This is a genomic window from Streptomyces sp. NPDC093065 (assembly GCF_044754585.1).
In the GTDB taxonomy this organism is placed as follows: Bacteria; Actinomycetota; Actinomycetes; order Streptomycetales; family Streptomycetaceae; genus Streptomyces.
The window spans coordinates 101777-114510 of the sequence record NZ_JBIVPJ010000016.1 but is presented as its reverse complement, the minus strand read 5'-3'; the positions used below and the strand labels follow the sequence as shown (position 1 = coordinate 114510).

Sequence of the window (12734 nt, the reverse complement as noted above, 5' to 3'; positions counted from 1 at the left end):
CTCCACGTTCGCCAAGGAGGGCGGCCGCGTCGGCAGCGGTGCCCTCGGCAGCGGGCAGGGCGGAGTGGCGCGATGTGCGCGGTGACGTACGCGCACTGCCCGCGCGCCCTCACCCCCCACAGCCGAAGACCTGCCGACCTCCCGGCCACGACCTGAGACATCGGACCAACCGACAGGCGTGAGAGCCGGGCCAACGAGAGGAACACCTCCCGTGCCTGCCACCACCGCCCTGCGCCGCACCCTCGCGGTCATAGCCGCCCTTCCCCTGCTCACCCTGGCCGCCTGCGGGTACGGCTCCGAGTCGAAGGACGACGACACCGCCAAGGTCGCCGACGGCGCCGAGAAGATCGACGGTCTCGACTCCGTGCGGATCGGCTACTTCGGCAACATCACGCACGCCACGCCCCTGGTCGCCAACCAGAAGGGCTTCTTCCAGAAGGCGCTGGGCGGCACGGAGGCCAAGTACGCGGTCTTCAACGCGGGTCCGTCGGAGATCGAGGCGCTGAACTCCGGCTCCATCGACATCGGCTGGATCGGCCCGTCCCCGTCGATCAACGGCTACACCAAGTCCGGTGGCAAGAACCTGCGCATCATCGGCGGTTCGGCCTCGGGCGGCGTGAAGCTCGTGGTGAACCCGGACAAGATCAAGACCCTGAAGGACGTCAAGGGCAAGCGCATCGCCACCCCGCAGCTGGGCAACACGCAGGACGTGGCGTTCCTCAACTGGATCGCCGAGCAGGGCTGGAAGGCCGACGCCCAGAGCGGCAAGGGCGACGTGACGGTCGTCCGCAGCGACAACAAGGTCACCCCCGACGCCTACAAGTCCGGTTCCCTGGACGGCGCCTGGGTGCCCGAGCCCACCGCCTCCAAGCTGGTCGCCGAGGGCGGCAAGGTGCTGCTGGACGAGTCGGACCTGTGGCCCGACAAGAAGTTCGTGATCACGAACATCATCGTGTCGCAGAAGTTCCTCAAGGAGCACCCGAAGGCCGTGGAGGCCGTCCTCGGGGCGTCGGTCGACACCAACGAGTGGATCGCGGCCAACCCGGACGAGGCGAAGACCGCGGCGAACAAGCAGCTGGAGAAGGACTCCGGCAAGGCGCTGCCCGCCGAGGTGCTGGATCCGGCCTGGGAGTCGATCAAGCTCACCGACGACCCGCTGGCCTCCACCCTCGACGCCCAGGCGGAGCACGCCGTCAAGGCCGGCCTGCTGGAGAAGCCCGACCTGAACGGCATCTACGACCTGACGCTGCTCAACAAGGTCCTCAAGGCCAAGGGCAAGCCCGCGGTCGACGACGCCGGGCTCGGCGTCGAGTAAAGCCCGGATCCGACCACCCAGGAGGTGACGACCATGGCCACGACCACGACCCTCGCCAAGGCCGCCGACGGCACCGAGCCGGCCACGTACGCCGCCCGGATCGAGCACGTCTCGAAGTCCTTCGCGGGCCCCGCCGGGCAGCAGCTCGTCCTGGACGACATCACCCTCGATGTCGCGCCCGGCGAGTTCGTCACCCTCCTGGGCGCCTCCGGCTGCGGCAAGTCCACGCTGCTGAACCTGGTGGCGGGCCTGGACAAGCCCAGCGCGGGCGGCATCAGCACGGACGGGCGGCCGGCCCTGATGTTCCAGGAGCACGCCCTGTTCCCGTGGCTGACCGCGGGAAGGAACATCGAACTCGCCCTGCGGCTGCGGGGCGTGCCCAAGTCCGAGCGCCGGGACAAGGCCGAGGAGCTGCTCGAACTCGTCCGCCTCAAGGGCGCGTACGGCAAGCGGGTGCACGAGCTGTCCGGCGGTATGCGCCAGCGGGTCGCGATGGCCCGCGCGCTCGCCCAGGAGAGCAAACTGCTGCTGATGGACGAGCCGTTCGCCGCACTCGACGCCATCACCCGCGACGTGCTGCACGACGAACTGACCCGCATCTGGCGCGAGACGAAGCTGTCCGTCCTCTTCGTGACCCACAACGTCCGCGAGGCCGTGCGCCTGGCCGAGCGGGTCGTCCTGCTGTCCTCCCGCCCCGGGCGCGTGGCACACGAGTGGACGGTCGGCATCCCGCAGCCGCGCCGCATCGAGGACACCGCCGTGGCGGAGCTGTCCGTCGAGATCACCGAAGAACTGCGTGGGGAGATCCGCCGACATGGCCAGCACTGACACGACGCGTCCCGCCGGGGACGCAGCCGCGAAGGACGCGGGCGACCTCGCCGGTCTGGAGGCGGGCCTGGACGCACTGGAGTCGGTGCAGCAGGGACGCACGCCGCTGCGGCAGACCTTCGTCGAGAAGATCCTGCCGCCCACCGTCGCGGTCCTGCTGGTGCTGGCCGTGTGGCAGGCGCTGGTCTCCTTCGAGGTCGTCGACGATCCGACCAAGCTGCCCGCCCCCTCCGACGTGTGGGACGTGGTCCAGCGGGCCTGGCTCGAGGGCGAACTGCTCGGCTACATCTGGACCAGCGTCTCGCGCGGCCTGCTCGGCTTCTGCTTCGCGCTGGTGATCGGCACCCCGCTGGGGCTGCTGGTGGCGCGGGTGAAGTTCGTGCGCGCGGCGATCGGCCCGATCCTGTCCGGCCTCCAGTCGCTGCCGTCGGTCGCCTGGGTGCCCCCCGCCGTGATCTGGCTGGGCCTGAACAACTCCATGATGTACGCCGTCATCCTCCTCGGCGCGGTGCCCTCCATCGCCAACGGCCTGGTGTCCGGCGTCGACCAGGTGTCCCCGATCTTCCTGCGCGCGGGCCGCACCCTGGGCGCGACCGGACTGAAGGGCACCTGGCACATCGTGCTGCCCGCCGCGCTGCCGGGCTACGTCGCCGGCCTCAAGCAGGGCTGGGCGTTCTCCTGGCGCTCCCTGATGGCCGCCGAGATCATCGCCTCCTTCCCCGACCTCGGCGTGGGCCTCGGGCAGTTGCTGGAGAACGGCCGCAACGCCAGCGACATGGCCATGGTCTTCGAGGCCATCCTGCTCATCCTGATCGTCGGCATCGCCATCGACCTGCTGATCTTCAGCCCGCTGGAGCGCCGGGTGCTGCGCAGCCGCGGTCTGCTGGTGAAGGGCTGAGGCACGTCATGAGCGCGCCGGTCCGCCCCGTACTCCTGGTCGTCGCCCACGGCAGCCGCGACCCGCGGCACGCCGCGACCGTGCACTCCCTGGTCCGCCGGGTCAGGGCGCTGCGTCCGGACGTACGGGTGGAGACCGGCTTCCTGGACTTCAACGTCCCCTCCGTACAGGGCGTGCTGGAGTCCCTGGAGACGGAGGGCGTGCGGGAGGTCGTGGCCCTTCCGCTGCTGCTGACCCGCGCCTTCCACGCCAAGGCGGACATCCCCGCGGTCCTGGCGGCGGCGCCGCCGCGGCTCAGGATCCGGCAGGCCGAGGTGCTCGGACCCTCGCCGCTGCTGGTCTCGGCGCTGGAGCGGCGCCTGTACGAGGCGGGCCTCACGCCCGCCGACAAGTCCTCGACCGGGGTCGTGCTGGCCTCGGCGGGGTCCTCCGACCCGGAGGCGATCGCAGTGATCGCTGAAATCGCGCGGGAGTGGCGGCACACCGGTTGGTGCGCCGTGCGGCCTGCGTTCGCCTCCGCATCCCTTCCGCGCACCGAGGACGCGGTACGGCAGTTGCGCGAGCTGGGCTGTGCCCGCGTCGCCGTCGCTCCGTACGTCCTGGCGCCCGGTTTCCTGCCGGACCGTATCGCCCGGGGCGCGGCCGGCGCGGACGTGCTGGCGGACGTCCTGGGCCCCGCGCCCGAGGTGGCGCGGGTCCTGCTGGAGCGGTACGACGCGGCGCGGATGCCGGTGGCTCTGGCGGTCGGGGCCTGAGGTCAGGCGCCCGTCAGCGCCACGAGCCTGGTGACGGTGTTCCAGTTGCGGCTGGTGGCGATCAGGCCCTTGTTCACGCGGGGTCTGGCTAGGGCCTCGGCGAGCTTGGAGCGGCCCAGGCCGTCCGGCGCGTAGAGGTACAGGGCGCGGTCGCCGAGGCGGAACTCCTCGGGGCGGAAGGCCGGGGCGTCGATCCCGGTGAAGCGGTCCGCGTCGACGGGGGCGGAGAAGTAGGTGACGTGCAACTGCTTGGCCTCCAGCTCGGCGGCCGGGAAGGGGCAGGCCTCGACGACCCCCTTCAGATAGGCGTGGTCGCGCACGATCACGTCCACCGGGAATCCGAACCGCTGCTCGATCGCCGCCCGCAACTCCGCGGCCAGGGAGTCCTCGTCGCCGTGGGCGGAGGCGAAGACGGCCTGTCCGCTCTGCAGATGGGTGCGTACGGCGTCGTGGCCGAGGGAGGTCAGCAGCGCGCGCAGGTCGGCCATCGGGACCTTCCGGCTGCCGCCCACATTGATCCCGCGCAGCAGCGCCGCGTACATCGTCGTCATCCGCACACCATAGAACGGCCGTCGTGCCCCGTGGGGGCGGGCACGACGGCCGGGTCCGCGCGCGGGGCGCACGTGCGCGTCACTCTCGCCGATGCGGTGTACGGGGTTCAACCGCTACACACACCTGTGACTCAACCAACAAGTCTTCGAAAGGGTTCCGTCGCACCCCCGGTGCGGCCCGGTGCCGGTCCGGTGTGACCCCGGACCCTGATGCAACACCCTTGGTGTCCCCGGTAGATGTAAGGGGCCGGGATCCTCCTCAGCGGTGACCGCGGCGGTACGGAGGGATGAGGCCGGCGCCGCCGCACGTCACCGGAGAGCACGACGCGACGGCCTTATGCGGGCCATACCTTCGAAACGCAAGGTGGCGGCAGGGGGCCGGCACCGCTCACAAGGGGGCAGGCCGGTCATGCGGAACCGAGAGACACGGGTGCGGGGCATAGCAGCCCGGGCGGGCGGCTGGAGCGCCCGGCACCGATGGGCCGCCGTCGGGATCTGGGTGCTCTTCGTCGTCCTGGCGACGGGGCTCGGTTCGGCGGCGGGCCGGGTCGACGTCAAGGACAGCGACCAGATAAGCGGCGAGACGCACACCGCCGCCAGGATCGTCGAGGACGCCGGGATCGACGAGCCGGCCAGTGAGACCGTCCTGATCCAGGCGAAGGACGGCGGCGTCAAGGCCACGGACGCCGAGTTCCGGTCGGCGGTCGACGCGGTCGTCGCGGCGGTGGAGGGCACCGGGAAGGTCACGGGCGTCACCTCGCCGTACGACGCGAAGACGATCTCGAAGGACGGCCGCAGCGCGCTGGTGCAGTTCGACATGCGCGGCGAGGCGGACACCGCGGGCGAGCGGGTCGAGCCGGTGCTGAAGGCGGTCGAGGGCGTCCAGAAGGAGCACGGGTCGCTGCGGATCGAGGAGATCGGCGGCGCCAGCATGATGAAGACGTTCGACGACGCGTTCGGCGACGACTTCAAGAAGGCCGAGTACTCGGCGGTGCCGGTGGCGCTGGGCATCCTGCTCGTCGCGTTCGGCGCGCTGGTGGCGGCGCTGGTCCCGGTGGCCCTGGCGATCACCGCGATCGTCGCGACGATGGGTCTGATGGGTCTGGTCAGCCACCTCCAGCCGATGAGCGAGACCGCGAACTCCGTGATGCTGCTGGTCGGTCTGGCCGTCGGCGTCGACTACTGCCTGTTCTACCTGCGCCGCGAGCGCGAGGAGCGCGCCGCGGGCAGGGACGCGCAGACGGCGCTGCGGATCGCCGCCGCCACCAGTGGCCGGGCGATCGTCGTCTCCGGTGTCACGGTGTGCGTGGCGATGGCGGGCATGCTGTTCACCGGCATCGCCGAGTTCGAGGCGATGGGCCTGGCCTCGCTGATGGTGGTCGCGGTCGCCATGGTCGGCTCGGTGACGGTGCTGCCGGCGCTGCTGTCCCTGCTGGGCGAGCGGGTGGAGAAGGGCCGCGTGCCGTTCCTGCGCCGCCGCCGGCCGAGCGGTTCCGCGGGTGAGGGCAGCCGGTTCTGGACGGCCGTGCTCAAGCGCGTACTGGCCAGGCCGGTGCTGTCCGCCGCGGTCGCCGTCGGCGCGCTGCTGGCCGTCGCCGCGCCCGCGCTGGGCATGAAGACGCAGAACCTCACGCTGGACCAGGAGTTCGGCGACTCGCTGCCCATCGTGCAGACGTACAACCGGGTCAACGAGGCCTTCCCGGGCGGTTCCGACCCGGCCGAGGTGGTCGTGAAGGCCGACGACATCAACGCGCCCGAGGTGCGGGCCGCGCTCGCCGACTTCCGGGAGCGGGCGATCAGTTCGGGTGCCTCGCGCGGTCCGGTGGACATCACGACGCACGACGAGCAGAACGTCGCGCTGGTGTACGTCCCGCTGGTCGGCGGCTCCGACCAGGACAAGGCGGGCGAGAGCCTGGACAAGCTGCGGGACGACGTGCGTCCCGCGACGCTGGGCAAGGTCGAGGGCGTCGAGGCGCCGATCACCGGTCAGGTGGCCGGCAACAAGGACTTCAACGACCAGCTCGTCGGTTCGGTCCTGCCGGTCTTCGCGTTCGTCGTGGTCTTCGCCTTCCTGCTGATGCTGCTGTCCTTCCGCTCGCTGACGGTCGCGGTCACCTCGATCGTGCTCAACCTGCTGTCGGTGGGCGCGGCGTACGGCATCCTGGTCGCCGTCTTCCAGCACGGCTGGGGCGCGTCGCTGGTGGGCGCGGAGGGCGTGGGCGCCATCATCACGTGGCTGCCGCTGTTCCTCTTCGTGATCCTTTTCGGCCTGTCGATGGACTACCACGTGTTCGTGGTCTCCCGGATCCGCGAGGCGCGGCTGCGCGGACGCTCCACCCGGGACGCGATCCAGCACGGCGTGGTCACCACGGCCGGGGTCGTCACCAGCGCCGCCGTCATCATGGTCGCGGTGTTCGCCATCTTCGGCACGCTGTCCATGCAGTCGATGAAGCAGATGGGCGTGGGCCTGGCGGCGGCGGTGCTGATCGACGCGACGGTCATCCGGGGTGTCCTGCTGCCGGCCGTGATGTCGCTGCTCGGCGAGCGCAACTGGTACCTGCCGAAGTGGCTGCACCGGCTGCCCGACCTGACCCACGACGAGTCGCCCGAGGCGATCGCGCCGACGGTCCGGGACGGCCAGGGCGAGCGCGGGGAGCGGGGTGAACCGGTCGGCGTCTGACCGGCTCCGGCCGGAGCGCCACCACGGTCGAAGGGCCCGTCGGTTCCGGGGGAACCGACGGGCCCTTCACCGTGCCGGGTCAGGCGCGCGCGGCGGCCAGCTCCGCCTCGATGAGGTCGGCCGCCCGGCGGGTGCCGCCCTCCTGGGCCATCTGCGCCCGGATCTCCTTCAGACGCCCGGCCGCCTCCGGATCGCCGACCAGGGCGAGGGCGGCGGTGCGCAGCGCCTCGGCGGTGGCCTCCTCGGTCGGAAGCGTACGGGCGACGCCCAGGCCCCGGAGCATCTCGGCGTTGCCGAACTGGTCCGCGGCCTGCGGTACGGCGATCATCGGGGTGGCGGTCGCCAGGCCCTCCTGGCTGCCGCCCGCGCCCGCGTGGGTGACGAACAGGTCGGCCTGCTGGAGGATCGCCAACTGCGGCACCCAGGTGCGCACTTCCACGTTGTCCGGTACGTCTCCCAGCTCGGCGGGGTCGACGTGCCGGCCGACCTGGAGCACGGTGTGCCAGCCGGGCAGCTCGCCGAAGGCCCTGACGCACTCCCGGTAGAACGCGGGCTGCTTGGTGAAGGCCGACCCGAGGGACACGAGGACGACCTTCTCAGCGCCCTCGGGACGCGTCCAGTCGCCCTCGGCGGTGCGGTCCCCCTGGCAGGCGCCGACGAAGGTGTACGCCTTCTCGTCGACCCTCTCGGCGTTGGGCTGGAGCGCCTTGGGGATCAGCACCAGGGAGCGGGCGGGGCGGCCGAGGAACGGGTCGGGGTGGTCGGTGATCCCGTTCTCCTCCAGCCAGGCGTGGAAGCGGGCGTAGTACGCCTGCCCGCGCTCGGTCTTCAGCGGCTCCTCCCACATCGGCTCGGCGACCTCCTGCTCATAGCCCTCCCAGGCGACCATGCACGGCGACAGGGAGACCGCGGGCACCTGCCAGCGGCGGCCGAGGACGCGGGCGGTGTAGGAGGCGATGTCGTGCAGGATCAGGTCCGGCTCGTCCCCCTCGTAGGCCTCGGCGAGCTGCGGGAGCGACTGGATCGCGTCGTCGAGGAAGGGCTCGACGTTGTCCAGGAGGGTGCTCCCCCACGCCTCCGGGTCGGCGTCGGGGCCGGGCAGCGTGCTGTTCCAGAGCTTGGGTTCGGCGCCCGTCTCGGCGACCTTGTCCGCGAGGAGGGGCGGGATCGCGTACGTCACCCGGTGCCCCCGCGCCACGAGCTCGCGGATCACCTCCAGGCTGGGGTTCACGTGGCCGTGGGCGGCGATGGAGAACATGGCGATGTGCGCGGGACTGGTCATGTCCGCACCGTACGCGAGACGAGACGTCTCGTGCAACTCTTTTCCCTTCATGCCGCCAGCTCCTCGTGCAGCCGCAGCCACCGCTCGGGCGCGACCTCGCCGACGAGCACGCCGGGATCGAGCCGCGCGGCCCGGAACGCCGCGTCCACCCGGCGCCGGGGGTGAGCACGGCGCAGGGACGCGTGCAGCGAACCGCCGACGCCCGAGAAGCCCAGCTCGACCAGGTCCGCCCAGCCGCGGCGGCCGGCGGCGGTGAGCAGCGGGGCGGGGCGGCGTTCGATGCGGAGGATGCCGGCGTCGACGCGCGGCGCCGGCCGGAAGCGGAGGCGGCCCACCCTGCCCGCCAGCCGCCATTCGTGGCGCGGCCAGGTCAGGACCGTGAGCAGGGTCCAGCGGCCGTAGTCTCCGGTGCGTCTGCGGGCGTACTCGAGCTGGGTGATGAGGGTGGCGTCGGTGAGGCCGGGTGCGGTCAGGCACCAGTCGACGATGTCGGCCGTGCGCGAGAAGGGCACGTTCCCGGCGACCGCGAAGGCCCCGCCCGGGGGCCGGGCGGCGAGGAAGTCGCCGGGGACGACGCGGACGTGCGGGCTGCGCGCGAACCGGGCACGGAGTCCGGGGACGAGCCGGGAGTCGATCTCGTAGGCGTGCAGCTCGCGGCTGCGGCGGGCGAGCGGCTCGGTGAGGGCGCCCTTGCCGGCCCCCACTTCGAGCACGAGGGGCGGGCGCCCCCGGTCGGGGGCGGCGAGCCGCGCGACCCGTTCGGCGGTGGCGCGGTCGGCGAGGAAGTTCTGCGAGAGCGTGCGGGCACGCTGGGCGGGGCGGGCCATGGCCTCTGGTCCTTGTCTTCCGTGACAGGAGGGGAAAAGGGCAGCCGAAGGCCCTGACCGGAAGACGAAGGCAAAAGGGAACGCGGAGGCTCAGCCCCGCCGCGCGTGCGTGGTGCGCGTCGGACGCGTCGGACGCGTCAGCGGCGGGGGGACCCCGGGCCGGTCAGGGCTCCGGGGCCACGACGCATCCTGATGGAGTACGCGCAGCCCCGGCCGAGACCGGAGTTGTTGATCGCGTTGAAAGCTGCCACGGAGGCGACGCTAGGCGGGCGCGTGCCGGGCGGGCAACGGGTTTTCGCCCGGCCGCCGCGGAAGGCCCGCCCCCGGGGCCTTCCGCGGGGGCGTCAGCGCTGGTAACGGGCGAGTACGAGGTTGCCGTCGTCCTCCAGTCTGTGGCGCAGTTCGTCCATGCCGATCGCCCCGCTGTAGTACTCCTGGAGCGCCGGTGTCGCCACCTTGTCCTTCCACTCGGCGTAGCCCCGCACGGACTGCGCGGGCGCGGAGCGCAGGTGCCCGGCGAGCGCGGTGCCCGTGGCCCAGCCCCGCTCGGCCGTGTGCAGGGCGGGGTCCTCGAGGGCCTGCTCACCGGTGGGCAGCATCCAGTCGCCGAGCGCGAGGCGCACCATGTTGTCCGGCTGGAGGAGGAAGTCGACGAACGCGGCGGCCTCCTTCTTGTGCGGGCTGTCCTCGGCGACCGACAGGGTCTGCGGGCTCACTCCCTGGGCGAGCCCGTCGGCACCGGCGGGGGCGGGCAGCACCTGCCAGTCGAAGCCCTCGGGCGCCTGCTGCTCGATCTGCTGGCGGTAGGAGAAGCCGAGCGGCACCATCGCGTACTTGCCCGCGAAGAAGCCGGGCAGCGTGTCGGAGCCGCCGCTGCCCAGGGTGGTGGGCGAGGCGCTGCGGTCGGTGCCGACCTGGTCGTGGATGGTGCGCGGCACCACCTGGTCGCCCTCCTCGAAGCGGACGGTCACCTTGCCGTCGGCGCCGCGGTGGAAGAGCCGGCCGCCGCTGGACAGGGAGAGGTTGAGCGTGGCGGAGACGGGCTCCTTGAGCGGCCAGGCCACCCCGTACTTGCCGTCGCCGCTCAGCTCCTTCGTCACCTGCCGGAACTCCGCCCAGGTCCAGGGGTGTCCGGGTGTCGGGATCCGGACGCCGGACTTCTTCAGCAGGGCCGCGTTGGCGATCAGCACCCGCGGCTCCTGGAGGAACGGCACGCCGTAGACGCCGTCGCCGAAGGCGACCGTCTCCCAGCTGTGGCGAGGTATGTCCGACTTCAGCCGCGCGGGCAGCAGCTCGGTGAGGTCGGCGAGGTAGCCGCCGTAGGCGAAGTCGGCGAGGTCGTCGGAGGCGTCGTGGATGATGTCGGGCGCCTCGCCGCCCTCGAAGGAGGTGAGCAGCTGGTCGTGGACGCTGTCCCAGCTGCCCTGGACGTACTCGACGCGCACGTCCGGGTGGGTGGCGTTCCACTCCCGCACCAGGTCCTTGTTGGCCTTCACCGACTCGTCCTGCCAGGCCAGGGACTGGAAGCGGAGGGTGATCCGGCCGCCGTCCGCCCCGTCGCCGCCACCCGAGCAGCCCGCGAGCAGCAGGACAGCGGAGAGGAACAGGGCCGTGATCCTCGAAGTACGCGTGCGCATCAGCTCTTCACCGCCCCGGCGAGCATGCCGCCCGTGATCCGCCTCTGGATGAGGGCGAAGACCAGCAGCGAGGGCAGCGTGGCGAGGAAGGCCGCCGCGGCGAGCGGTCCGAGGTCGGCGACGCCCTCGGCGCCGATGAAGTGGGTGAGGATCACGGGCAGGGTCTGTTTCTCCGGTGTCTTCAGCAGCACCAGCGCGAAGAAGAACTCGTTCCACGCGGTGATGAACGCGAACAGGGCCGTCGCCACGATCCCCGGGGCGAGCAGCGGCGCGGTCACCGAGACCAGGGTCCGCAGCCGCCCGGCGCCGTCGACGGCGGCCGCCTCCTCCAGCTCGCGCGGCACGGCGCGGACGTATCCGGCGAGCATCCACAGCGCGAACGGCAGGGACCAGACGACGTACACCATCACCAGGCCGGGCACGGAGTTGATCAGGCCGAGGTTCTTGAGGACCAGGAACAGCGGGATGATCAGCAGGACGAAGGGGAAGGCCTGGCTGACCACGACCCACCCGGTGGCCGCCTTGGTGAGCCGGCCGCGCCTGCGGGCCATGACGTATGCCATCGGGGTCGCGATCAGCACCGCGATCACGGCGGCGCCGAGGGCGGCGAGCAGGGAGTTGAGCCCGGCGTGCAGCAGCGGCTGCTCGTCGAAGGCCTGCCGGAAGTTGTCGAGGGTGGGGTCCTTCGGGATCCAGGTGGGGTGCAGACTGGCCAGCTCGCGCGGCGGTTTGAAGGCGATGGAGATGAGCCAGAGGAACGGGAAGGCCAGGAAGACCAGATACCCGAGCAGTGCCGCGTACTGGCCCGTGCGGGCCGCGGTCGAGGTCCTCACGCCTCGTCACCTCCCTTGTCCGCGCCGCGGAGCCGGCCGACGAGGAAGACGGCCAGCAGGATCGAGATCACGGCGACCATGACGCAGCCCATGGCCGCCGCATAGCCGAACTGCCCGTAGCGGAAAGCCTCTTCGTAGGCGAAGAGCATGGGCAGCCGGGTGCGGCCGCCGGGCCCGCCGTTGGTCAGCACGTAGACCAGGGCGAAGGAGTTGAAGTTCCAGATGAGGTTGAGCGCGGTGATGGCGAGCGCTACGGGTCTGAGTGCGGGCCAGGTGACCGTGCGGAAGCGGCGCCAGGCTCCGGCGCCGTCCACCGCGGCCGCCTCGTGCAGCTCGCGCGGGGTGTTCTGCAGTCCGGCGAGCAGGGCGACCGTGGTCTGCGGCATGCCGGCCCAGACGCCGACGACGATGACGGCGGGCAGCGCGGTGCCGAGTCCGCTGAGCCAGTCGTGGCCGTCGCCGAGGCCGAGGTCGCGCAGGGTCTCGTTGAGGATGCCCGCGTCGGTGTTGTAGACCAGCCGCCACATGATGCCGACGACGACCTCGGGCATCGCCCAGGGGATGATCGCGAGGGCGCGGGCCAGCCAGCGCAGCCTGAGGTTCTGGTTGAGCAGCAGGGCGAGACCGAGCGCGAGCAGGAACTGCGGGACCGTCACCCCGACGGCCCACACCAGGCCGATCCGGAACGACTCCCAGAACAGCGTGTCGTGCAGCAGGTCCCGGAAGTTCAGGGCGCCGATCCACTCGGTGGGCTCCGTGCGGCCCGACTGGGCGTCGGTGAACGCCAGCAGGATGCCGTAGAGCAGCGGTCCGACGCTGAGGACCAGAATCGGGATCAGCGCGGGCAGCACCAGGAACCAGGCGCCGTGGTCCGGCCCGCCCCGCGGACGGTCCGTGCCGGGCGCACGGCGCGCCGGTCTTCTCGGCTCGGCCACCAATGTCACGTAATCAACCCCTTTGCACGGCTCGGACGGGCCAGGTCATGGTCGTGAAGTGACCGCGTCCCGTCAAGAGCCCGTGTACACGCTCCCACCTGTGCGAATGCGACACTGACCGACGAACGGCGAGAACACAGAGCACGCAGAGCCGCAGGGTACGCGGTGCACACCGAAGGCACGGAGGCGCGAG

11 protein-coding genes are annotated in these 12734 nt (G+C 71.7%); 5 read left to right on the top strand and 6 right to left on the bottom strand.

Annotated elements, in window-relative coordinates:
• The first annotated feature begins 211 nt into the window (after nt 1-211).
• From ACIQFU_RS25740 to ACIQFU_RS25725, 4 genes are read left to right on the top strand one after another with little or no spacing between them, the layout of a single operon-like run.
• Nucleotides 212-1315 (top strand): aliphatic sulfonate ABC transporter substrate-binding protein, encoded by a 1104-nt coding sequence (locus ACIQFU_RS25740; protein WP_402554529.1) that lies wholly within the window; start codon nt 212-214, stop codon nt 1313-1315.
• 33 nt (nt 1316-1348) lie between these two features.
• Entirely contained in the window at nt 1349-2143 is a 795-nt protein-coding gene (locus tag ACIQFU_RS25735; RefSeq protein WP_402554528.1) for an ABC transporter ATP-binding protein, read from the top strand.
• Nucleotides 2130-3041, top strand: coding sequence for an ABC transporter permease (locus ACIQFU_RS25730; protein ID WP_402554527.1), 912 nt, complete (start codon nt 2130-2132; stop codon nt 3039-3041). The genes ACIQFU_RS25735 and ACIQFU_RS25730 overlap by 14 nt, the downstream gene beginning before the upstream one ends.
• Before the next feature lie 8 nt (nt 3042-3049).
• Nucleotides 3050-3796: a sirohydrochlorin chelatase gene (locus tag ACIQFU_RS25725; protein ID WP_402554526.1), complete on the top strand. Its 747-nt coding sequence runs from the start codon at nt 3050-3052 to the stop codon at nt 3794-3796.
• A gap of 2 nt (nt 3797-3798) precedes the next feature.
• On the opposite strand, the gene ACIQFU_RS25720 is transcribed toward ACIQFU_RS25725, so the two are convergent.
• Complete coding sequence (locus ACIQFU_RS25720; protein ID WP_402554525.1) at nt 3799-4347, bottom strand: DUF1697 domain-containing protein; 549 nt, start codon at nt 4345-4347, stop codon at nt 3799-3801.
• A 409-nt stretch (nt 4348-4756) separates the two neighbouring features.
• Here ACIQFU_RS25720 and ACIQFU_RS25715 point away from each other — a divergent pair, with 409 nt between their 5' ends.
• Nucleotides 4757-7027: an MMPL family transporter gene (locus ACIQFU_RS25715; protein ID WP_402554524.1), complete on the top strand. Its 2271-nt coding sequence runs from the start codon at nt 4757-4759 to the stop codon at nt 7025-7027.
• Nucleotides 7028-7106: 79 nt separating this feature from the next.
• On the opposite strand, the gene ACIQFU_RS25710 is transcribed toward ACIQFU_RS25715, so the two are convergent.
• The 5 genes from ACIQFU_RS25710 to ACIQFU_RS25690 form a co-directional block, all read right to left on the bottom strand.
• On the bottom strand, nt 7107-8360 hold the full coding sequence (locus tag ACIQFU_RS25710) for a glycosyltransferase (RefSeq protein ID WP_402554523.1): 1254 nt from the start codon (nt 8358-8360) through the stop codon (nt 7107-7109).
• Nucleotides 8357-9136, bottom strand: coding sequence for a 23S rRNA (adenine(2058)-N(6))-methyltransferase Erm(O) (erm(O), locus tag ACIQFU_RS25705; RefSeq protein ID WP_402554522.1), 780 nt, complete (start codon nt 9134-9136; stop codon nt 8357-8359). The genes ACIQFU_RS25710 and erm(O) overlap by 4 nt, the downstream gene beginning before the upstream one ends.
• A 344-nt stretch (nt 9137-9480) precedes the next feature.
• On the bottom strand, nt 9481-10773 hold the full coding sequence (locus ACIQFU_RS25700) for an ABC transporter substrate-binding protein (protein ID WP_402554521.1): 1293 nt from the start codon (nt 10771-10773) through the stop codon (nt 9481-9483).
• Nucleotides 10773-11606 carry a carbohydrate ABC transporter permease gene (locus tag ACIQFU_RS25695; RefSeq protein ID WP_402554520.1) on the bottom strand — a complete coding sequence of 278 codons (834 nt, stop codon included), beginning with the start codon at nt 11604-11606 and terminating at the stop codon, nt 10773-10775. Before ACIQFU_RS25695 ends, ACIQFU_RS25700 begins: the two co-directional genes overlap by 1 nt.
• A complete protein-coding gene (locus tag ACIQFU_RS25690; protein WP_402554519.1) occupies nt 11603-12550 on the bottom strand; it encodes a carbohydrate ABC transporter permease in 948 nt (315 codons plus the stop codon). Before ACIQFU_RS25690 ends, ACIQFU_RS25695 begins: the two co-directional genes overlap by 4 nt.
• Between the last annotated feature and the right edge of the window lie 184 nt (nt 12551-12734).

Bases quoted from the DNA above. Each gene is read 5' to 3' on its own strand.
- ACIQFU_RS25735 (WP_402554528.1), top strand. From the start codon at position 1,349: ATGGCCACGACCACGACCCTCGCCAAGGCCGCCGACGGCACCGAGCCG.
- ACIQFU_RS25730 (WP_402554527.1), top strand. From the start codon at position 2,130: ATGGCCAGCACTGACACGACGCGTCCCGCCGGGGACGCAGCCGCGAAG.
- ACIQFU_RS25725 (WP_402554526.1), top strand. From the start codon at position 3,050: ATGAGCGCGCCGGTCCGCCCCGTACTCCTGGTCGTCGCCCACGGCAGC.
- ACIQFU_RS25720 (WP_402554525.1), bottom strand. From the start codon at position 4,347: ATGACGACGATGTACGCGGCGCTGCTGCGCGGGATCAATGTGGGCGGC.
- ACIQFU_RS25715 (WP_402554524.1), top strand. From the start codon at position 4,757: ATGCGGAACCGAGAGACACGGGTGCGGGGCATAGCAGCCCGGGCGGGC.
- ACIQFU_RS25710 (WP_402554523.1), bottom strand. From the start codon at position 8,360: ATGAAGGGAAAAGAGTTGCACGAGACGTCTCGTCTCGCGTACGGTGCG.
- ACIQFU_RS25700 (WP_402554521.1), bottom strand. From the start codon at position 10,773: ATGCGCACGCGTACTTCGAGGATCACGGCCCTGTTCCTCTCCGCTGTC.